The following is a 22,297-nucleotide window of genomic DNA, read 5'->3' as shown; positions in this document are numbered from 1 at the left end:
ATATAAATCTTCAATGGCTGTGAAAGATAGTTTTGAGAAAATCAACAAAAATTTTAGCGTATGAGAAAACTGGCCTTAACAATAGCATTAATCAGCAGTATAACGCAGGTTGTTGCTCAAATTACAGATCGCTCTTTCTTTGGAGCAAAAGTGGGAATGAATGTATCAATCATTAATTATGATCCTTCAGTAAATGGTCTGGAAACTGATTCTAAGGAAGGTTTGGTTGCCGGGGTGTATTATAACTATGCCATCAGCAAGAAGACTTCCATTCAGCCCGAACTATTGTATTCGAATATGGGTTCCGATATAAGCCAGTCGTTTCCCTCTCCTGATTTGGGCGGAAGACTGAAACTGGAATATTTGTCGGTTCCTATTTTGTTTAAGTTTAATCCAATCTGGAGATTCTCGGTATTTGCAGGTCCACAATTCGATTTTCTGATGAATGCAAAATCAGAAGCCGATGATAAGACTAAACATGATCAGTCCGGCAATCTTAAAGGCACAGATATAGCCGGTACGTTTGGATTGGAATACTGGGTAACGAGCTATATTGGAGTCTACGCAAGGTACATTTACGGATTTACAGATATCAATGATACTAACGGTACAGATGCAACAGTGCCTATAAATCCGCCAAACCCAATTCATGTTGTAGACGGTATAAATAACCGCGGTTTGCAGTTTGGATTGACCATTGGCTTCCGTTCGGCTCCAAAAACACTTGAGGATATGAAAACAAATCCTCCGTCACTTGAAACGATGGCTCCGGTTGCGGCTCCCGCTGCGGCAGTAACGGATAAAGATACAGACGGCGATGGTGTTTTTGACAGTAAAGATAAATGTCCGACTGTTGCCGGTTCGCCTAAGTATGATGGTTGCCCGATTCCGGATAGTGACGGGGACGGCATCAACGACGAGAACGACAAATGTCCGAAAGTTTTCGGCGTGGCTAAATACGCTGGCTGCCCAATTCCGGACGGAGATGGGGATGGTGTTAATGATGATGACGATAAATGTCCGAAACTTGCAGGTATAAAAGATAATTTAGGCTGTCCTGAAATGACTTTCCATTATAAAAAAGCGATGTCAGCATTAAGTGCAGAGGATAAAGCCAGTCTGGACAAAGTTGTGAAATTCCTTAATGAGAACCCCGACTTAAGTGTGGATGTGGAAGGACACACCAGTACGCCTGGTACTTCAGCATATAATCAGGCGCTATCCGAAAGGAGAGCAAAAGCCGCCGTAGACTACCTCGTTTCAAAAGGTATTAATAAGAAACGTTTAAAAGCTGTCGGTTACGGCGAACAATTCCCGATTGGTGATAACACTAAGGAAGAAGGAAAAGCTAAAAGCCGCAGAACACTCATAAGAGTAGTCAAATAATTTAGACAAAAATCAGGATGTAATAAATCAGGGAGGCGAAACAGAAAGTCTCCCTGATTTTTTTGTGTTTAAAAGTCATAGCAACCGAAAACGAAAAACGTTTACCATTATGTTAACAAACTGCTATTCTGTAATTCCATTATAATCGGTATATTTGCAAACTTTTTAAAACGATTATAAAATTTTGTTGGTTTTTTCCAACTGTAAATAAAAATATAATGAAAGCAGGAATTGTAGGATTGCCAAATGTTGGGAAATCAACGTTGTTCAATTGTTTATCTAATGCAAAAGCTCAAAGTGCTAACTTTCCGTTTTGTACTATCGAACCTAACATCGGAGTAGTAAATGTACCAGATCCAAGAATCAACAGATTGGAAGAATTGGTAAAACCGGAGCGTGTTCAAATGGCTACCGTTGATATCGTTGATATTGCAGGATTGGTTAAAGGTGCAAGTAAAGGTGAAGGTTTAGGAAATCAGTTCCTTGGAAACATCAGAGAATGTAATGCAATTATTCACGTTTTAAGATGTTTTGATAATGATAATATCGTTCACGTTGATGGTAATGTAAATCCAATCCGCGATAAAGAAACAATCGATATCGAGTTGCAGTTGAAAGACCTTGAAACGGTAGATAAACGTTTGGAAAAAGTAAATCGTTCGGCTAAGACCGGAAACAAGGAAGCTCAGGCAGAAAAAGCGTTATTGGATCGTATCCGTGAGGCTTTAATGCAGGCGAAATCGGCTCGTACCGTAGTTCCTCAAAATCAGGATGAAGAGGAACTGATGGAAGATTTTCAGTTAATTACCACAAAACCAGTATTGTATGTTTGTAACGTAGACGAAGCATCAGCTGTTAACGGTAACAAATATGTAGATCAGGTTCGTGAAATGGTTAAAGACGAGCAGGCGGAAGTTATTGTTCTTTCTGTTGGTGCCGAAGCGGATATCACCGAATTGGAAAGCTACGAAGAGCGTCAGGTTTTCCTGGAAGATTTAGGTTTGAGTGAACCGGGATCATCAGTTCTAATCCGTGCAGCTTATAAATTGTTAAACCTTCAGACGTATTTTACTGCAGGTGTGAAAGAAGTTCGTGCTTGGACGATTAATATCGGAGATACAGCACCAAAAGCGGCGGGAGTAATCCATACCGATTTTGAAAAAGGGTTCATCCGTGCGGAAGTTATCGCTTTTGATGATTATTCTAACTTCGGTTCAGAATCAAAAGTGAAAGAAGCTGGTAAACTGCGTGTTGAAGGAAAAGAATATATTGTTAAAGATGGAGATGTAATGCATTTCAGATTTAACGTGTAGTTAAAATTGTAAGAAAAAGATAAATAGACAAAAGCCGCTAAAGTAATTTAGCGGCTTTTGCGCTTTAATTCGTTTGAAGGGTTTTTTATGTAATTCATCTGTTTTGTAAGTATTTCTGATGGAGGAAACAAAATATATTCGTTAAATTTGGGTACAACGTTGTTTTTATCGGTTTGATTTAAAAAGATTTACCACCTTTTTTCAGAAAGATTTGCAATGTTGTAAAAGGAGAATTTCCACTAAAAACAAAAAACATGGTCAATAAGGCAAGATCATCCATGGAATTAACCTTCTTGGTATTTATCATGTCTTGTTTTATTGTAGGAGTAGGTGTTTACGGTTTTATACAAATCCGAATACTTAACCGAAATTCCCAAGAACTTTTTGAAGACAGATTGATTCCGATGGATCAGTTGGGAGATGTCCGTTATAATACTTCAGTAATACTTTCTACAGCGAATCAGGCGAGTAAGAAACAGATAAGTTTTAACGAAGCACTGGCAAAAATCAATCAGGCACAGGACAGCATCAATACTAATTGGAAAGCTTATGTGCAGACTTACCTCACACCGGAGGAAAAAATAATTGTAGATAAAACGACTGGTTTGCTGAAAGAATCATCGAAGTCGGTTGAAAAATTAAAATTGATTTTGGCTCAGGACGATGGCTCTGAGCTTGATCCCTTTATAAAAAATAAATTATCCCAAAGCTTAACCCCTGTCATGGATGAGGTGAGCAGACTGCGTATATTACAGGTCAAAGTAGGTAAAAAGATTTATGAGGATAATTTAAAAGGTTATACATCTTATACCCAAAAGTTTTTGCTGATACTTTTGATAGCCATGGCTTTTGCTGTTCCTTTTGCATACTATTTAATCAAGAAGAACCTAACCATAATTAACAGTGTTAACCTTAGTCGCGTCAAGCTGTTTCTTACCGAAAAAAATTACCGAAACCTTATAGAATATGCTGGAGAAGCCATTCTGATATTAAACGAAGAAACGGAAATTATCGATTTAAATGAGTATGCCTGTCAATTGTTTGGCTATACGCGTAATGAGATGCTGATGATGAAAATTTCATCACTGATCGCTCCTGAAGAAGTCAATGAACAGGCGTTTGCCATTGAAAATGTAAGGAAAAACAAGTCGGCTTTAGTTTACAGGAAAATAAAAAGAAAAGACGGAACATTGTTAGAAGCAGAAATTAGTGCCCGTCTCATGGAAGGGCGGGGTTTCTTTGGTATTATCCGCGACATAACCGAAAGGAATAAAGCAGAAGTAGCCCTAAAGGAATCTGAAGAGAAATACAGATACTTATTTAATAACAATCCTGCCTGCATTTTCATTTGGGATTTGGAAACTTTAAAAATTGAGGAAGTTAATGAAACAGTACTGAACAAATACGGTTATTCCAGAGATGAGTGGAGTACCATGACCGTCCTTGATTATCGTCCTGCAGAAGATCATGAGAAATTGAGAGAGTTTGCGCGCAAAATGCTTAATGGTGAAGAAACTTTCATAAAACAAAACTGGAAACATTTCAAAAAGAATGGTGAAGAGATGGTCATGGAGATTAATCCTCACAGAATATTTTATAACAACCGTCCGGCAGCTTTGACATTAGCCAATGATGTTACAGAAAAAGTAAGGGCAGAAGATAAATTAGCTGAACGTGAGGCACAGCTTAATCTGTTTATTGAACACAGTCCGGCATGTTTGGCCATGCTTGATAACGATATGCGGTACATTGCTACCAGCCGAAGATGGATAACCGATTATAATCTGACCGGTCAGGATATCATTGGGAAAACCCACTATGAAGTATTTCCCGAAATCGGACAGGAATGGAAAGATATTCATAAACGTTGTCTGAAAGGCGCAGTGGAGAAGCGGGAAGAAGATTCTTTTGTTAGAGTCGACGGAAGTATCGAATGGCTGCGATGGGAAATTCGTCCCTGGTACAAAGCCACATCGGAAATAGGCGGTATTATAATGTTTACTGAAGTGATTACCGAGCGAAAAAGAGCAACAGAACTTTTTAAAAATCAGTTTGAGAATTCCCCGGATATCATTCTTTATGTAAATAAATATTATAAAATTGAGGCTATAAACAGGACAAGAACTCCAGAGTTATCTGTAGATACAGTAATTGGTTTAGATTGTATTTCCGTCCTTCCTGAAGAGAGTCGTGAAGCAGCAAGAAAGGCTTTGGAAAAGTGCTTCAGCAATGCAGAACATCTTGAAATTGAGAATAAGATTTCTTCAGGCGAATGGGTACGTTCAAGGTTTGTACCCATTGTTACCAATAATGAGGTGACACACGTTATGATTTTTGGAACCGATATAACAGAGCGAAAACAAGCTGAATTAAAGTTGGTGCACAGCGAGGAAAAATACCGTGCTTTAACCGAAAACATAAGTGATGCTATCGTTTTGGTTAATTCAGATTTTGAAATCCAGTATCAAAGTCCTTCTGCAGCAAAGATATCCGGATATGGGTTGGAGGATTATAAATCAAAGCAGCTTCTCAGTTTTATATTTTATAAGGATTTAATCAAAGCCGAGAAATTTTTCAGGGAAGTAATCAGCTCTCCCGGGATTCCGTTACAAAATCAGTTCCGACTTACGCATAAAGACGGTCATTTGATTTGGGTTGAAGGTACTGCTTTAAATTTGTTGGATCAAGCCAATATCAATGCTCTGATTCTTAATTACAGGGATATTACAGAACGTAAAAGGGCAGAGCAAGACCTTATTCTTTCCAATGAAGAATTGAAGAAAACCAATTCAGAATTAGACCGTTTTGTTTACAGTACGTCCCACGATTTGCGCGCTCCTCTTAAGTCGATGTTGGGGTTAATTAATATTTCGAAAACTGAAATAGAAGAGAAAGGAATAACGGAAGAAAACAGTACTTTGATTGAGAGACTGACCATGCTCAATACAAGTGTTTCAAAATTGGATAATTTTATAGATGACATACTCAACTATTCGAGAAATGCCCGAATGGAATTGGAGAATAATGAAATTGATTTTAAAGCTTTAGTTAAAGAAATTAAAGGGAATCTAAAATTTGCTGAGGGAGCGAAAGTAGTCGATCTGAAAATACAGATGGATTCGGATGCGAAATTTGTCTGCGATTATAATCGGCTTACAATAATTATGAATAATATTCTTTCGAATGCCTATAAATATTTCGACAGAAGCAAGGAAAATCCTTTTATAATCGTTAACTTTAAGTGTGATAACAGAAAGGCCATAATCACAATTGAGGATAATGGCGTTGGTATAGATGAAAACGAGCAGGGGAAAATTTTTGACATGTTTTACCGTTCCAGCTCACTATCGACGGGATCAGGAATCGGATTATACATTGTTAAAGAAACATTGGATAAATTAAAAGGGACCATCACTGTACAGTCAAAGGTAAATGTAGGAACCTTATTTACTATTAAAATTCCCAATCGAATCAAATTTTTAAAATAATTTATGAAAATGGGCCATATAATGCTGATCGATGATAACCAAATCGATAATTTTATTACGAATCATATCGTTGAAAAAAGTGGCATAGCTGAAAGGATATCGCTAATGAATTCTGCTATAGAAGCACTGAAGCATCTGGAGAGTATTAAGGAGGATTATGATAAGTTTCCTGATTTGATTTTCCTTGATATTTCCATGCCTGTAATGGACGGATTTAGTTTTCTTGACAGAATAGTCAATTTTCCGAAAGTCAGTAAACATGACTGTGATATTGTGATGCTTACATCTTCCAATGATGCCAAAGATATTGAGCGGGCTTCAAAATACAGTATTGTTAAGGATTATTTTGTTAAGCCTTTAAAAAAAGACATGCTTGATCATCTATTTAATCATAGGGGAAATGCTTGATTTTCTTGTCAATAAATGATTTAGTATACCAATCTCTGATTTGATATGCCTATGACTATAGTCAGGCACATAAAAAAACGTCTTGCTTATTCCTGCAAGACGTTTTTTATTGTTACTGTTTACAATTCTGGTTTAATCATTTCTGCCTTTTCGATAATGACAGTATCGGTTTTCGGGTCGACTGATTGTAGTATCAGATTGCCGCTTTGGTCAAAATCCCCCATGGATACTTTGCCTTTACTTGTCACGATAAATGTTCCGTTTGATGTTTCTCTGAGCGTTGCAAGTCTTTGTTTAGTGTCAGGATTGATAATACTGTAGCCTATTTTATCTAAAATCAATTTGCATTTAGCTCCATTATAATTGTAAAATCCTGAGCGATCTTTACTTATTTCTCTGGTAACACCATCAACAGTAACTTTAATTTTTGTTGATACATCCGCAGGAGTGTCTTTTACTTCTTTTTCTTTTGTATTTGAATCTTTAAATTCAATTTTTTGTACTTCTTTAACCTCTTCGGTTTTAACAGTTTGCTTTTCACCTTTAGAATCTTTAACTGTTTTTACCGTAGTTGTACTTTCTTTCTTTACATCTGTGTTTTGAGCAGTAATACCCACTGTGGTGAATAAAGCTGCAATGATTAAAATTATCTTTTTCATAACCTTTTGATTTAATCATTAATACATTGTAAAATTAATTATAAAAAATAAGTAATATCTTTAAAATCATATTAAAATAAGTTTAAAAGTGTTAATTTGTGTTGAAATTAACATACTTCAGAAGTAAGTGTTGTTTTTTCTTTTATCAGAAGTTATATAATAAATTGTGATAAAAATAAAGGGGCTTCAGTTTCAATTTGATAAATTTGAGTACAAAACGAAGGGGTATGAAAATTATAGCATTTGGCGGAAGTATCAGCAAAAACTCAATAAATAAAAAACTGGCGACGTATGTGTCTCATTTATTTGAACACGCAGATGTTGAGGTTTTAGATTTAAATGATTTTGCCATGCCGGTTTTCAGTGTGGATTTGGAAAAAGAAATCGTACAGCATCCATTGGCACAGGCATTTTTAGATAAAATTGCCTCGGCTGAACTGCTTGTGATTTCCATGGCTGAAAACAATGGTAACTATTCCGCTGCTTTTAAAAATACCTTTGATTGGGCTTCACGTATTAATGTAAAAGTGTTTCAGGGTAAACCGATGCTGCTGATGGCGACTTCAGACGGGGCCAGAGGGGGAGCTCGTGTTCTTGAAATTGCCCAAACTGCTTTTCCTCGTTACGGGGCGAATATCATTGCTACATTTTCATTTCCGAAATTCTACGATAATTTTGATATGGAGAATATGAAAATATCCGATTCAGTTTTGGATAATCAAATAAGGGATATTGTTAAGAATCTTAGTTTTTAATTTTTTATTTAAATTATTTTCCGCTCAGGTTCTTCCTGACAAATGATCGCGATGTGAGGTATAGTTATTAAGGTTGGTCATTAATAATGGCTATAATTCTCAATGGAGCTCCACTTCCTCCTTTGATCTTCATTGGTAAAGCTATTATTTCAAATCCTTTGTTGGGTAATTTATCAAGATTAGCCAGATTCTCAAAAGTAGGAATGTTTTTAGAAAGCAAAGTCACATGACTTTCAAAATACTCCGATTGCCCATAATCAATGCTTGGAGTATCTATTCCAATTGCATTAATATTACGATTCTCAACCAGCCATTTTGCTGCTGCTGGCGAAAGCCCGGGGAAGTGTAATTCTTTTATGGCTTTTTCCCCGCGTTCATTGGTTCCAAGATATTTGATTTTGTCTGGATAATATTTAGAGAATCCGGTTTGCAATAAAACAATACTGCCCTCTGGAATTTTTGTGTTTTCTTTTTTTTCCCAGTCAAGAAAATCTTCAACACTTACTAAATAATCCGGATTTGTAAGCGCTTTTGAAGAAATGTCAATTTTAATTGCTTTTCCGAGTAATTTTTCAAGCGGGATTTCATCTACGGATTGCCCTGTTTTGGAGAAATGCACCGGAGCATCTATGTGTGTCCCACCATGTTCCGCTGCCTTAAAATTATTAGCGGAATAGTAATACCCTTTAGGTGTTTCTCCATTATACACCGTGTCTAATTTGAATTCCTCAGCAGTTACCCAATAAATAGTTTCATCTGAAAAAACATGAGATAAATCAATCAGTTTTCTCTTCTGGATTTCAGTAGGGATTGATGTATTTGATTCTTCTGAAGATTTTGATTTGTTATCACATGAAACCGATATCGAAAAAACTATTGCGCAAAATATAGCTGTTTTCATCTGTTAAAAATTATACTACAAATATACCAATAAAACGAGAGATGTTTTTAGTAACTTTATTTGTAATTGCTTTATAGTTAGTATGTTATTTTGGGTTTGTTATAAAAACGAGACATTTGATGTATAGTTTAATGGAGCAGACCACTCTAAAGGCTCCAACGTGATATTAGTCAATCTGTATTTTAGTAAATTGTGACTCCTTTCAATGAGTTGATGACTATCGCGAAAGTTGAAATGATTTAGAGTTTGGTTCAATAATTGTTCTGTAAGTAGAAAAAATAAGCATGAAAGCCATCACTAAAACCCTGAAAATCCTTTTCAGAACTATCTTAGCCATTATAGCATTTGTACTGCTTTATGTTGTTGCTGTCTTAGGATTATCCAGTATTTCAGTAAACTCTGATGTTAACCAGCCAGACAAAGGAATTGAAATTTACCTGCTTTCGAACGGAGTGCATACCGATATTGTGGTTCCGGTAAAAACACAAATTACAAATTGGTCTGAAAAAGTGAAATTCCAGAATACCAAAGCCAACGATTCAACGGCAAACTATTTGGCTTTCGGTTGGGGAGACAAAGGCTTTTACTTAAACACACCCACTTGGGCTGATTTGAAATTTTCCACGGCTTTTAATGCCGCATCAGGATTAAGTACCTCGGCTATGCATTGTACCTTTTACAAAAAATTGAATGAAGACGAACAGTGCAAGAAGATTATCATTACGGAAAAGCAGTACAAACAGCTGGTGGCATTTATTCAAAATTCATTTCAGATAAAAAACGGGCAAGTTATTAAAATTGAAACTGATGCGGTGTACGGAAACAATGATGCATTCTACGAAGCTAAAGGCAGTTATAATCTTTTTTATACCTGCAATACATGGACAAACTGTGCTTTAAAAGCGGCCGATCAGAAGGCGAGTTTATGGACAGTTTACGACAAAGGAATTATGAGGCATTATGAGTAAATTGTGTGTTTGAGGGATAAGGGATAAGGGATAAGGGATAAGGGATAAGGGATAAGGGGAGGAGTATTAGTATTATCTTCCGACTTTTTCCTTGTCCCTTATCTCTTTTTACTTTACCAATTTCATTGTCAATAAATTTGTACTCAACTCCTTTTATTTACGGGTGATTTACCTTATTTTAGCAGAAATTCCAAAATTTCTTTATGCTAGAGCAAAATCAGTACACCGAAGACAATATCCGTTCCCTCGATTGGAAAGAGCATATTCGTATGCGTCCCGGAATGTACATCGGAAAACTAGGCGACGGTTCTTCTCCTGATGACGGTATCTATATCCTTCTGAAAGAGGTGCTTGACAACTGTATCGACGAATTCGTTATGGGTGCCGGAAAGACCATTGAAGTCACCGTAAAAGACAAAACGGTTACTGTTCGCGATTATGGACGAGGAATTCCGTTAGGAAAGGTAGTCGACGTAGTTTCCAAAATGAACACCGGAGGAAAGTACGATTCCAAGGCATTTAAGAAATCAGTTGGTCTAAACGGGGTCGGTACCAAGGCGGTGAATGCACTTTCTACTTTCTTCAGAGTAGAATCTGTTCGTGATAACCAACAAAAAGCAGCCGAGTTTTCAGCTGGTGATCTGACTTTAGAAGAAGATGTTCAGGAAACGACCAAGCGTAAAGGGACTAAAGTTACTTTCGTTGCCGATGAAACTATTTTCAAGCATTACAAGTATCGGAATGAGTACATCGTAAAAATGCTGAAAAACTATTGTTACCTGAACACCGGGTTAACAATCATTTACAACGGTGAGAAGTTTTATTCCGATAACGGTTTAAAGGATTTACTGGAAGAAACCATTACCGAAGAAGATTCTGTATACCCGATCATTCACTTAAAGGGTGATGATATCGAAGTCGCCATAACACACAGTAAAACACAGTATTCAGAAGAGTATTATTCCTTCGTAAACGGACAAAACACCACGCAGGGAGGAACGCATTTAGGTGCTTTCCGTGAAGCGATTGTCCGTACGATTAAAGAATTTTACAACAAACCTTTCGAGGCTTCCGATATCCGAAAATCTATCGTTTCCGCTATTTCAGTTAAAGTGGAAGAACCGGTTTTCGAATCACAGACTAAAACGAAATTAGGATCTACAGATATGGGGCCTAATTCGCCTTCGGTTAGAACTTTCGTCAACGATTTTATAAAAACCAAATTAGATAACTTCCTTCATAAAAATCCGGAAGTCGCCGATGCTTTGCTTCGCAAGATTTTACAGGCCGAAAGAGAGCGTAAAGAACTTTCCGGTATCCGTAAGTTAGCCAAAGACAGAGCAAAGAAAGCCAGTTTACACAATAAGAAATTACGAGATTGCCGTGTGCATTTAACCGATGCCAAAAACCCGCGAAGTCTGGAAAGTACGCTTTTCATTACCGAGGGGGATTCCGCGTCAGGTTCAATTACAAAGTCACGTGATGTAAATACACAAGCGGTTTTCAGTTTACGTGGTAAACCTTTGAACTCCTACGGGATGACCAAGAAGATTGTATATGAGAATGAGGAATTCAATTTACTTCAGGCAGCTTTGAACATCGAAGAAAGTATGGAAGATCTGCGTTACAACAACATCGTTATCGCAACCGATGCCGACGTCGACGGGATGCACATTCGTTTGCTGTTGATTACGTTTTTCCTGCAATTCTTCCCGGAACTGATCAAAGAAGGACATTTGTACATTCTGCAAACTCCATTATTTCGCGTTCGAAACAAAAAGAAAACGATTTACTGTTACAGCGAGCAGGAGCGAATCGACGCCATTGAAGAACTGAAACCGAAACCGGAAATTACCCGATTCAAGGGATTGGGAGAGATTTCGCCGGACGAGTTCAAACATTTCATCGGAGAAGACATCCGTTTGGATCCGGTTATGTTGGATAAGGCTACTTCCATTGAAACATTACTTGAATTCTATATGGGGAAAAACACGCCAGACCGTCAGGATTTCATTATCAAGAATTTGAAAGTAGAATTGGATACTGTGGAGGAATTAACTACTTAGAACAAACTATTTTTCAATCACAATTAATGTAAAATCATGATTAAAAGAATACTTGTTGCCTTTTTTACGCTGTTAAGTTTTTCAAGCTTTTCACAGGATATTAATCTTTCTCTTTTAGATATTAATAAAATAAGTGCTTCAAATCCTAAAGATTTTGTGGTGGTAAATAATGTTTATTATTTTATTGCCAATGGATTAGGTAGAGGGTATGAACTGTGGAGATCTGATGGAACAGAGTCTGGAACTTATTTCGTAAAAGATATAAACCCAGGGAAGAATAATGCTTTCATTTATGGGGAAAAATCAAATTTAACAAATATCAACGGAGTATTGTATTTCAGTGCAAACGATGGAGTGAATGGATCTGAGTTATGGAAGTCGGATGGTACAGAGGCAGGAACTGTTATGGTAAAGAATATTAATGCTTCTTCAAGCAGTTTACCTTATGGTTTTACCGCTTTGAACTCTGAAGTGATTTTTGCCTGTGAAGACGGAGTTCATGGGATAGAAGTATGGAAAACAAATGGCACAGAATCAGGAACAGTTTTATTAAGTGATATATCTGCCGGAACTTCAACAAGCTATCCGACTCATTTTATTTTTTTTAACAACAAAGTTTATTTTGAAGCTAGAGATGGTTTGTACGGCAGAGAATTATGGATGACTGATGGTACTTCTGCTAATACAATTATTCAAAATGATTTAAATTCGGGGAGCAACGATGGAGTTGATAATTTGACGAAGATGATGGTCTTCAACAATGAACTTTATTTTAGAGGAAATGACGGTAATAGAGGTTTTGAGCTATGGAAGACAAATGGAGCCGCAGGGAATGCAACCTTAGTGAAAGATGTTTATCCGGGATATTTGGATGGTTTTTTTGGGAACTTTTTGACTTCTAATTCCAATATGATTTTTTTTGATGGTAGAAACAGTGGACAAGGACATGAGTTATGGAAAAGTAATGGTACTTCAGCCGGAACATCTATTGTAAAGGATATCTATCCAGGCTATGATGATGGATTAGATTACCAAATAAATTTTTCATTTATAGGAGAGACTTTGTTTTTTCCTGGAAATAATGGCAACGGATCAGAACTTTGGAAATCTGATGGCAGTTCAGCTGGAACTGTATTGGTAAAGGAAATAATGCCAGGTTTAAATTCTAGCGATATCCTTTATATGAATTCGATTGATGGTACTTTGTATTTTTCAGCCCGTCAGGAGTTAGTAGAAAATAAAAATTATCTTTGGAAGAGTGACGGAACTAATGCAGGCACACAGTTAATAAATGAAGTCAATCTTAGAGGAATGGATGGTTATGCCGGAAATAAAATCTTTAAATGCAATAACAGTATTTTTTTTGCTGGTATTTCCTCTACAAATGGTTGGGAACTTTGGAAAACAGATGGAACAACGCTAGGAACAAATTTATTTAAAGACATCAATTATGAATATGGTTCAGATCCTGAAGATTTGATAGAATTAAATGGAAACATTATTTTTTCTGCAATTGCTGAATTTGGCAGAGAACTTTATAAATCTAATGGGACAGAGGCAGGAACATTTTTAGTAAAAGATTTTTCAAGTAGTTATGATGGACTGCACGATAACAACAATTACAATAGAAGTATCAGAGTAGGGAATAATGTGTTTTTTTCAGCAAGCACTGATCCAGAGGGAAGAGAATTATGGAAAACAGATGGTACAGAAGCTGGAACCGTTTTAGTTAAGGATATTGCTTCAGGCCAATACTATAATGGTTTGGAAGAAAATTTTGGGACCATATATGCTGTTTTAAATGGTATTGTTTACTTTCCAGCTAATGATGGAGTCAATGGAAGAGAACTTTGGAGATCCGATGGAACTTATTCGGGGACATATATGGTAAAAGACTTAACGGCAGGATCTTCAGATAGTACAATTTCCTCTTTTTGTGTCTTTAACAATAAGGTCTTTTTTGTTTTAAGGGGAGGACGGGAAATTTGGTATACGGATGGTACTGAAACAGGCACACAACTCTTTTATACAGCATATAATATAAATTATTTGAAGCCAGTTGGGAATAAATTATTTATCTGTGGTAATGTTACTAATTTATCTAGTGGGTCATTTTCTGTATTTGTAACCGATACAACATTATCAACACCATCGCTTTTACGCACATTTAACACACCGTATACAATTGGTCCAGTCACTGAATTCAACAATGAATTTTATTTTTTTGCACATGGCACAAACAGGAAAGCACTATTCAAAAGTGATGGTACAATTTTCGGAACAGTTAACGTAAAAGATAATTTAAATTTTGACAACAATTTTATAAAATTTAAAATTTGTGGAAATAATTTATATTTTACATATGGGCTAAGTTCAACAGGTGGTGAAAAACAGTTATGGAGAACAGATGGTACAGAGACCGGAACATTTTTATTAGCTACAGCTACTTTAACCAACTATATTATTAATTGTTTGACCTGTCATCAAAATCAATTGTTTTACTTCTTTGATTATCCTGTTTCAGAACTTAATAAATATCATTATAAAAATGTTTGGAAGACAGACGGAGTAAATGTAAGCAATCATAATCTGGCAATTGACAATTCTCAACAATTTTTAAATGATAACAATCATGGAGCTTATGACATGTTTAGTAGTAATAATAAAATTTATTTTTTGGCTAACAATGGTTATTCAGGCTATGAATTGTATGTGGCGGGGCCTCAAAACGTATTGTCTTTAAACGAATATAATTCGGATATTAAATCAGACGATAAAAATCAAATTTTGATTTATCCAAATCCGACAAATTCAATTGTGACTTTAAGATCAAATAGTGTAATTAATGAAGTAGTTGTTTTCGATTCTCTAGGAAAAAAAGTTCTTGAAACAATTATTGCTTCAGAAGAAGGAAGGATAGATTTATCATCGTTGAACTCAGGTTTATATCTGTTGAAAATTCAATCGAATGATTCAGCATCTTTTAGGAAAGTTATTAAAAAATAGTAATTTACCAGTTTGCAGTTTTTCTGCTTACTGTCAACTGTTAACTGAATACTGTTAACTAATTTATGAGCGAAGAAAACGAAAATATTGAAGATTTAACCCCAGAAGATAATTTCTCGGAAGAATCCCATTCCCAGGAAAGCCAGTCTTTCGAAGGAAATCATTTTTACGAACAAGAAGAAAACAATCCGGAGGATACCATTACCAAAGTAACAGGCATGTACAAGGATTGGTTCCTTGATTATGCTTCTTATGTAATCCTGGAGCGTGCCGTACCAGCCATAGAAGACGGATTCAAACCGGTTCAACGTCGTATCATGCACTCCATGAAAGAGTTGGATGATGGACGTTACAACAAAGTGGCGAACGTAGTTGGGCACACCATGCAGTATCACCCTCACGGGGATGCGAGCATTGGAGATGCCATGGTGCAAATTGGTCAGAAGGATTTATTGATTGATTGTCAGGGAAACTGGGGAAATATTTTAACAGGAGACGGTGCCGCTGCTTCGCGTTACATTGAAGCCAGAATTTCTAAATTCGGTTTGGAGGTTTTGTATTCACCAAAAATTACCGAATGGGGAGTTTCCTATGATGGTCGTCGTGCGGAACCGATCAATCTTCCGGTAAAATTCCCGTTGTTGCTGGCACAAGGTGGGGAAGGTATTGCCGTTGGTTTGTCTACTAAACTATTGCCTCATAATTTCAATGAATTAATCGATGCATCGATAAAAATATTAAAAGGAAAACCGTTCACATTATTTCCGGATTTTCCAACCGCTGGTATTGCCGATGTTTCCAATTATAACGATGGGTTGCGTGGCGGACGTGTACGCGTGCGTGCGAGGATTTCCCAATTGGACAAACAGACCTTAGTGATTACCCAAATCCCGTTTTCAACAAATACGTCATCATTAATTGACAGTATTTTGAAAGCGAACGATAAAGGGAAAATCAAAATCAAGAAAATTGAAGATAATACTGCGGCTGAGGTTGAAATCTTAATTCATCTTCCGCCAGGTGTTTCTCCGGATAAAACGATTGATGCACTTTACGCGTTTACAGCTTGTGAAACGTCAATCGCACCATTAGGTTGTGTGATTCAAAATCATAAGCCGTTATTTATCGGTGTTTCCGATATGTTGAAAATTTCAACGAATCGCACGGTTGATTTGTTGCGACAGGAGTTGGAAATCCAATTGCAGGAACTTGAAACCAAATGGCATTTTTCGACGCTTGAAAAGATATTCATTCGTGAAGAAATGTATATCGACTTTAAGCTGTATTCTGACAAGGAATCGTTATATGAGTACATGTACAAGCGATTTGAGCCATTCAGGAAACTGCTGATGCGAGATATCGTTGATGAGGATTTGCAGAAACTGACACAGATTCCGATGATTCGTATCACCCGTTTCGACTCTGATAAAGCGGATGAATTAATCGCGAAACTGGAAGACGAAATGGCCCAGGTGAAACATCATTTGGCACATTTGATTGAATTCGCCATCGACTATTTTGCCAAGCTGAAAGAGAAGTATGGAAAAGGGCGTGAACGTCAGACGGAAATCCGTAATTTCGATACCATTGAAGCGACGAAAGTAGTATTACGTAATACAAAATTGTATGTAAACCGTGAAGAAGGTTTCATCGGAACCGGACTAAAAAAAGACGAATACGTTGATGATTGTTCCGATATTGACGATGTTATTGTGTTCCTTCGCGATGGTAAAATGATGATATCAAAAGTTGATGAAAAGAAATTTGTCGGGAAAGATATCATTCACGTTGCTGTTTTCGATAAAAATGACAAGCGAACCATTTACAACATGATTTACCGCGACGGAAAATCGGGTTCCTCATTCATAAAGCGTTTTAATGTATCGGGAGTTACCCGTGACAAGGCTTATGATCTGACACAGGAAAAACCAGGCTCACAGGTATTGTATTTTTCACATAATCCGAACGGTGAAGCGGAAGTCGTAACTATTTTACTGCGTCAGGTAGGAAGCGTTAAAAAACTGAAATGGGATTTGGATTTTGCCGATATTGCCATAAAAGGAAGAGCTTCCAAAGGAAATACCGTGTCTAAGTATCCTATCAAGAAAATCGAACTGAAAGAGAAAGGAATTTCGACGTTAAGGCCTCGTAAGATTTGGTTTGATGATACCGTTCAGCGTTTGAATGTTGATGGAAGAGGGGAGTTATTGGGCGAATTCCGTCCGAATGACCGCTTGCTGATCATCAGTCAGTCCGGTAAGTTGAAAACGATTATTCCGGAACTGACCTCGCATTTCGATGAGGATATGATCATCCTTGAAAAATGGCATCCGACCAAACCGATTTCGGCCATTTATTATGATGGGGAAAAAGAGCGTTACTACATAAAACGTTTCCTTATTGAAAATGAGAACAAAGAGGAGATTTTTATTTCCGAACACGAGAAATCGCAACTGGAAATTGTTTCCACCGATTGGCGTCCTGTAGCAGAAATTATTTTTGCCAAAAGCAAAGGCGTTCAGAAGGAAAACCAGACCATTGATATGGAGCAGTTCATAGCCGTAAAAGGAATCAAAGCGTTGGGTAATCAATTGACGACAGATAAACTGAAACAGGTTAATTTATTGGAACCGTTACCTTATGAAGAGCCCGTTGAGGAAGTTCCTGCAGAATCGGAAATGAATCCGAATACTGAGCTGACAGACTATAACATCGAACTGGATGATGACGGTCAGATAACGTTGACTTTGGAATAATAAAAAAGCTCTCAAAACTGAGAGCTTTTTTATTTATAATTAGATTATTTTGATGCTTTTTTTGCTTTTTCGGTAGATTTAAAAGTTTAAATCATTGCATATAGAATTACTTTGGTAGTTAGAAGTAAATAACTTTTGATTGGGAATAAACAAAAAAGCCCTCAGTTTTGAGAGCTCTTTGATTGTATAACTGTATAAATGATTATTTACCTTTTTTACGCATTTTCATGTTTAGGAATTCCACTGCCAATGAAAACGCAATGGCAAAATACAGATAGCCTTTCGGAACCACCCCGACATGTTGTCCCACTAAGGAAGCATCAGATAGGTGCATACTCTCGGTTATAAGCATAAAACCGATAAGAATCAGGAAAGCTAAACCTAAAATCTGGATTGATGGGTTTGCATTAACGAAATTACCAACCGGTACCGCGAACAATAGCATTACTCCTACGGAAATCACTACCGCAGTAACCATGATGTATAATGCACCAGTTACACCGTTGGTCATACCAACTGCCGTAAGGATACTGTCAACGGAGAAAATAAGGTCGATTAACAAAATCTGAACAATTACGCTGCCAAAAGATTTAGCTGCAGATGTTTTTAATTCTTTTTCTTCTTCTCCTTTATGATCTACTTTCTCATGGATTTCTTTGGTACTTTTATAAATCAGGAATATACCTCCAAGCAGCAATATTATGGCCTGTCCCGTAAACTTAGCGTTGAACCAGCCCAGTTCAAGACTAAACCACGGTTTTTTCATGGCAATCAGGTAAGTGATTCCCATTAATAAGCCAATTCGCATGAACATGGCTAAAAATAATCCAATTCGTGTGGCTTTTTTTCTTTTTTCAGCCGGTAATTTTCCGGTAACAATAGAAATGAAGATGATGTTGTCAATACCTAATACAATTTCCAAAAAGGTAAGGGTTAATAAAGCGATCCACGCATCAGGAGTCAGAAATACTTCCATTATAAAATTTTAAATTATAAAGCTGTTAAACGTATGTTATTCGATTTTTGTTACAGAACCGCGTTGTTTTTTACCGTCTCCAACGAAAGCATATTCAAATGAGTATCCTTTTTCATTGGTTGTCAGTATTTTCATTGCGATTGCTTTTTTTTCCTGCATGGTTTTAGGATGTAATTTTTGAAGCACAAATTCACAATCGTTTACCCAGCGCACAGATGCTGTATCTGTTTTTCCGTTGAAGGTTTCGATCTGAAGTGTTTCTGTACGTTCGAAAACCGATTTTTTTTCTTCACCGTTGATTTGCTGTACGAATTCAAATTTTCCTGTTTTGAAATCTTTGCAGTTGCGTTCCTGATTGTAGCAGGAAATTAATAAAGTAAGGATAGGAAGTAGGTATATTTTTTTCATTTTAGTTTGTTAAGTTCATCATCTGTAAAATGCTTTGTGCTTTTTTCTTTCGAAAATTTTTCGGCATTGTAATCGTCTGATTTGTTTTTCGGAATGGAAAGGCTTGTCCATTCTGTTTTTTTAAGCATTTTGGCATAAAATACAATTTGGCCTACATGGTACGGATAATGTGCCAGCTGACGGTTAATTGCTTCCATTACATTATGTCCTTCGTTTCTGATGTAGATGATTTGTGAAAGCTGTTTGGGCTCTAAAGCATCGAGTGCATCCGAAAAACATTTCCATCCTTTTTCCCAGGAAGCCATTACTTCTTCTTTGGTTGTGAAGGTTTGTTCGAATTCACCGTCCCTGTTGCGCCATTCTTTTTCGCCATCTGATGTAAGGAAATCGGTCCAACGCGACAACATATTTCCGGAAAGGTGTTTAACGATCACCGCAATAGAATTCGTATTGTCGTTAACAGTAACAAAAAGCTGTTCCGGTTCTAATTGCTCAATGGCTTTTTCGCCGATTGTTTTATAATACAGAAACAGTTTTTTTACACTTTCCAGATATGATTTATTGGTCTCCATCGAACAAGCTTTTTACCATGGTTTGTATTCCTTTGAACATCAAAAACATCGATCCGATACAAAAAAGGATACCTATCCCCAGAATTGGAATATATAATGGATGTTCCTGATTTTTAAATGAACTGTGAATTATTGTTGGTCCGATAAACATTAGCGGCACTGCAAATGCCAGATATCGGATTCCTTTCATTAATAATGCTTTGTTTGTTGACATGATTTAAAATGTAATTTGAAGTCCGTACCCGTTGGCATTCGTTAAAATATTCAGGTCAAAGCCTGTTGCACCTAGGGCTGTCTTTATTTCATCGTTATAAATTTCGAGAGCTTTTTGCAGCGAAATTTTCTGCGCAGAAGCCATTGTCAGGATAAAGAAGCAAAATAAAGCAAGCAATTTTTTCATGGTGACTTCGATATTGATTTGTTGTAACTGTTTTTAAAAAGTCATTCGTAAACCCAATCCTTTTCCGTTTGAAACTATGGACATCGATTCAAAATTGAAACCGCTGTCTTTTTTTGATAATGCAGCATTATAATCTTTCACGACGGTTTTTAATTTTTTAGTGGAAATGTATTTAATAGGTACTGACAAGAAAATCGACGCAACTCCTACAACCGTTAGTGCTGTTGGATATTCACCTTCTTTTGTGGCTGCGACAATTAAGTCGGTTGCCGCCAAAGCTATTCCTCCGTACATTAGTGCGTTTCCAAAGATTTTTTCTGATCTTCCTTCATTGTAAGATTCCAGTATTTCTGGTTGTTTTATCAGTAATTCCCTAACCTCTTTTGATGCCAGTTTTTGGTTGTTCGAATCAAAAATTCTTCCTCCCGTTTTATATTTAAGTTCTTGAGAAAAGGCTGATAACGATGCTAATAGGAATAAAGATACAATAATTTTGAATTTCATTTGATCCTAGATTATTTATTGAAATTTTCAACCGCTTTTCTAACGCTTCCGTGTTTTTCCAACAATGCTTTTGCTTCGTCATAGGATACCGGAATTTCTCCCATTATCATGCGGACACCACGATCGATTAATTTTACATTGCTCAATTGCATATCGACCATTTTATTACCTTTTACTCGCCCAAGCTGAATCATGGTTGCCGTAGAAATCATGTTTAAAACCAATTTTTGGGCAGTACCGGCTTTCATACGGCTGCTTCCGGTTACGAATTCCGGTCCAACAACTACTTCAATGGGGAATTGAGCCGTTTTGGACAACGGACTTCCTTCGTTGCAGGTAATACATCCGGTGATGATATTGTTTTCGTTGCATTTTTCCAATCCACCGATTACATATGGTGTCGTTCCTGAAGCCGCAATTCCGATTACAAAGTCATTTTCGTTGATATTCCATTCGGACAAATCTTTCCAGGCCTGTTCTTTATCGTCTTCTGCAAATTCCACAGCTTTACGGATGGCAGTATCCCCGCCCGCGATGATTCCGATTACCAAATCAAACTGAACACCAAAAGTAGGAGGACATTCGGAAGCATCTACAATTCCTAATCGTCCTGAAGTTCCTGCTCCGATGTAGAATAGTCTTCCGCCTTTTTTCATCTGTTCCACAACTTTAGAAACCAGGATTTCGATTTGTGGTAAAGCTTTTTCGACCGCAAGCGGAACGGTTTTATCTTCGTTGTTGATATTGGTCAGTAAATCGTGCACCGACATTTTTTCAAGTTGCTCGTAATTTGAGGATTGTTCTGTGGTTTTGGTAAAAGTCATTTTATAAGTTGCTAAGTGGCTTAGGTTCAAAGTTACAAAGTTTCTTTTGGATTGCGATCGTACTTTAGTGCAGTTTTTTGCGTGAGGGATAATAGTGGAAATCCTTTTTTGTTTAGAAAAAACGTAATTTTTAAGCCGAACGTTCTAACAAAAAAGATTGCAACGTCCCGATAGCTATCGGGAAGCCCGACCCTTGCGGTCACGCCTAAATCTACATAAAATACGCCAACACAATTCCGAGTAAAATAGCCGAAAGTTTTGCCATGTTGAATTTGTGTCCGTCACTGGTTTCAAAAATGATGGTCGATGAAATATGAAACAGGATTCCGATAACAAATGCCGTGATTTCTGAGTAGAAATGAGTAATCATTGGTGCTCTTTCCGAAACGATAGTTCCAAGAGGCGTCATGGCTGCAAAAGCGAGCATGAATACCAATATGGAAGCTTTGTTCAGATGTGATGCGCTTAAAAAAGTAGTCAGGATTATGGCAATAGGGAAGTGGTGTACCGCAATTCCCCAGGCTAAATCGTGATGATGGCTCACTGGCATTCCTTCCATCAGTGCGTGCAGACACAAACTTATGAATAATGCCCATGGGATATGATACATGGTATTGTGTCCGTGCACATGTCCGTGTTCGGCTCCTTCCGAAAAATATTCGAGTATGATTTGAAACACGATACCAAACATGATGAAAAAACCGATGTTACCGTGCACGTGACCGTCTGAGGTTGCGTGATGTGCCGATTCATAGACGGTAGGTAACAGGTGTGAAACCGTTAATGCCAATAAAAAAGAACCACTGAATGCAAGCAGTACTTTTAGGCTTTTTTTGCTTTTCGGACGGAAAAAAGTGGCTATAACATAACCTATAATAACCGAAAGTAAAGGCAGCAGGTATATCAT

19 protein-coding genes are annotated in these 22,297 nt (G+C 37.1%); 9 read left to right on the top strand and 10 right to left on the bottom strand.

Translation table 11 applies throughout. The annotated features are described in order from the left end of the window. Window positions 1–60: 60 nt before the first annotated feature. From LZF87_RS11670 to LZF87_RS11655, 4 genes are all read left to right on the top strand, one after another. On the top strand, window positions 61–1,386 hold the full coding sequence (locus LZF87_RS11670) for an OmpA family protein (protein WP_244339185.1): 1,326 nt from the start codon (window positions 61–63) through the stop codon (window positions 1,384–1,386). A gap of 218 nt (window positions 1,387–1,604) precedes the next feature. Then, window positions 1,605–2,699, top strand: a complete 1,095-nt coding sequence (gene ychF / locus LZF87_RS11665) for a redox-regulated ATPase YchF (RefSeq protein WP_244339184.1) — start codon at window positions 1,605–1,607, stop codon at window positions 2,697–2,699. 254 nt (window positions 2,700–2,953) lie between these two features. Continuing rightward, a complete protein-coding gene (locus tag LZF87_RS11660) occupies window positions 2,954–6,187 on the top strand; it encodes a PAS domain S-box protein (RefSeq protein WP_244339183.1) in 3,234 nt (1,077 codons plus the stop codon). Between the two features lie 9 nt (window positions 6,188–6,196). Beyond that, window positions 6,197–6,595: a response regulator gene (locus tag LZF87_RS11655; RefSeq protein WP_244339182.1), complete on the top strand. Its 399-nt coding sequence runs from the start codon at window positions 6,197–6,199 to the stop codon at window positions 6,593–6,595. A 119-nt stretch (window positions 6,596–6,714) separates the two neighbouring features. Here LZF87_RS11655 and LZF87_RS11650 read toward each other — a convergent pair whose 3' ends face one another. After that, window positions 6,715–7,254 carry a hypothetical protein gene (locus LZF87_RS11650; protein ID WP_244339181.1) on the bottom strand — a complete coding sequence of 180 codons (540 nt, stop codon included), beginning with the start codon at window positions 7,252–7,254 and terminating at the stop codon, window positions 6,715–6,717. 227 nt (window positions 7,255–7,481) lie between these two features. Between LZF87_RS11650 and LZF87_RS11645 the strand changes: the two genes are divergently transcribed. Further along, a complete protein-coding gene (locus LZF87_RS11645) occupies window positions 7,482–8,009 on the top strand; it encodes an NADPH-dependent FMN reductase (protein ID WP_244339180.1) in 528 nt (175 codons plus the stop codon). Window positions 8,010–8,076: 67 nt separating this feature from the next. On the opposite strand, the gene LZF87_RS11640 is transcribed toward LZF87_RS11645, so the two are convergent. Beyond that, window positions 8,077–8,910, bottom strand: coding sequence for a cyclase family protein (locus LZF87_RS11640; RefSeq protein WP_244339179.1), 834 nt, complete (start codon window positions 8,908–8,910; stop codon window positions 8,077–8,079). A 284-nt stretch (window positions 8,911–9,194) separates the two neighbouring features. On the opposite strand from LZF87_RS11640, the gene LZF87_RS11635 reads away from it, so the two are divergent. From LZF87_RS11635 to LZF87_RS11620, 4 genes are all read left to right on the top strand, one after another. Next, window positions 9,195–9,878, top strand: coding sequence for a TIGR02117 family protein (locus LZF87_RS11635; RefSeq protein ID WP_244339178.1), 684 nt, complete (start codon window positions 9,195–9,197; stop codon window positions 9,876–9,878). A 203-nt stretch (window positions 9,879–10,081) separates the two neighbouring features. Continuing rightward, window positions 10,082–11,944, top strand: coding sequence for a DNA topoisomerase IV subunit B (locus LZF87_RS11630; RefSeq protein WP_244339177.1), 1,863 nt, complete (start codon window positions 10,082–10,084; stop codon window positions 11,942–11,944). A gap of 36 nt (window positions 11,945–11,980) precedes the next feature. After that, window positions 11,981–14,950 (top strand): ELWxxDGT repeat protein, encoded by a 2,970-nt coding sequence (locus LZF87_RS11625; RefSeq protein ID WP_244339176.1) that lies wholly within the window; start codon window positions 11,981–11,983, stop codon window positions 14,948–14,950. A 65-nt stretch (window positions 14,951–15,015) separates the two neighbouring features. After that, complete coding sequence (locus LZF87_RS11620; protein WP_244339175.1) at window positions 15,016–17,706, top strand: DNA gyrase/topoisomerase IV subunit A; 2,691 nt, start codon at window positions 15,016–15,018, stop codon at window positions 17,704–17,706. A 202-nt stretch (window positions 17,707–17,908) separates the two neighbouring features. Here the strand turns inward: LZF87_RS11620 and LZF87_RS11615 are convergent, their stop codons facing one another. The 8 genes from LZF87_RS11615 to LZF87_RS11580 form a co-directional block, all read right to left on the bottom strand. Continuing rightward, window positions 17,909–18,682, bottom strand: a complete 774-nt coding sequence (locus tag LZF87_RS11615; RefSeq protein ID WP_244339174.1) for a TerC family protein — start codon at window positions 18,680–18,682, stop codon at window positions 17,909–17,911. 36 nt (window positions 18,683–18,718) lie between these two features. Then, window positions 18,719–19,090, bottom strand: a complete 372-nt coding sequence (locus LZF87_RS11610) for a DNA topoisomerase IV (RefSeq protein ID WP_244339173.1) — start codon at window positions 19,088–19,090, stop codon at window positions 18,719–18,721. After that, window positions 19,087–19,662 (bottom strand): DUF1572 family protein, encoded by a 576-nt coding sequence (locus LZF87_RS11605; protein WP_244339172.1) that lies wholly within the window; start codon window positions 19,660–19,662, stop codon window positions 19,087–19,089. The genes LZF87_RS11610 and LZF87_RS11605 overlap by 4 nt, the downstream gene beginning before the upstream one ends. Beyond that, the gene (locus LZF87_RS11600; RefSeq protein WP_244339171.1) at window positions 19,649–19,876 is read right to left on the bottom strand and encodes a DUF6095 family protein; all 228 of its coding nucleotides are present in this window, start codon (window positions 19,874–19,876) and stop codon (window positions 19,649–19,651) included. The genes LZF87_RS11605 and LZF87_RS11600 overlap by 14 nt, the downstream gene beginning before the upstream one ends. A gap of 3 nt (window positions 19,877–19,879) precedes the next feature. Beyond that, entirely contained in the window at window positions 19,880–20,062 is a 183-nt protein-coding gene (locus LZF87_RS11595) for a hypothetical protein (RefSeq protein ID WP_244339170.1), read from the bottom strand. A gap of 33 nt (window positions 20,063–20,095) precedes the next feature. After that, window positions 20,096–20,566 carry a hypothetical protein gene (locus LZF87_RS11590; protein WP_244339169.1) on the bottom strand — a complete coding sequence of 157 codons (471 nt, stop codon included), beginning with the start codon at window positions 20,564–20,566 and terminating at the stop codon, window positions 20,096–20,098. An 11-nt stretch (window positions 20,567–20,577) separates the two neighbouring features. Beyond that, window positions 20,578–21,390 (bottom strand): N-acetylmuramic acid 6-phosphate etherase, encoded by an 813-nt coding sequence (gene murQ / locus LZF87_RS11585; protein ID WP_244339168.1) that lies wholly within the window; start codon window positions 21,388–21,390, stop codon window positions 20,578–20,580. A gap of 211 nt (window positions 21,391–21,601) precedes the next feature. Continuing rightward, entirely contained in the window at window positions 21,602–22,297 is a 696-nt protein-coding gene (locus LZF87_RS11580) for a ZIP family metal transporter (protein WP_244339167.1), read from the bottom strand.

The sequence above is a fragment of the Flavobacterium enshiense genome (genome assembly GCF_022836875.1).
GTDB lineage: Bacteria > Bacteroidota > Bacteroidia > Flavobacteriales > Flavobacteriaceae > Flavobacterium > Flavobacterium enshiense_A.
Note: the sequence above shows the minus strand (reverse complement) of the source record. Positions and strands in the feature narration are given on the sequence as shown.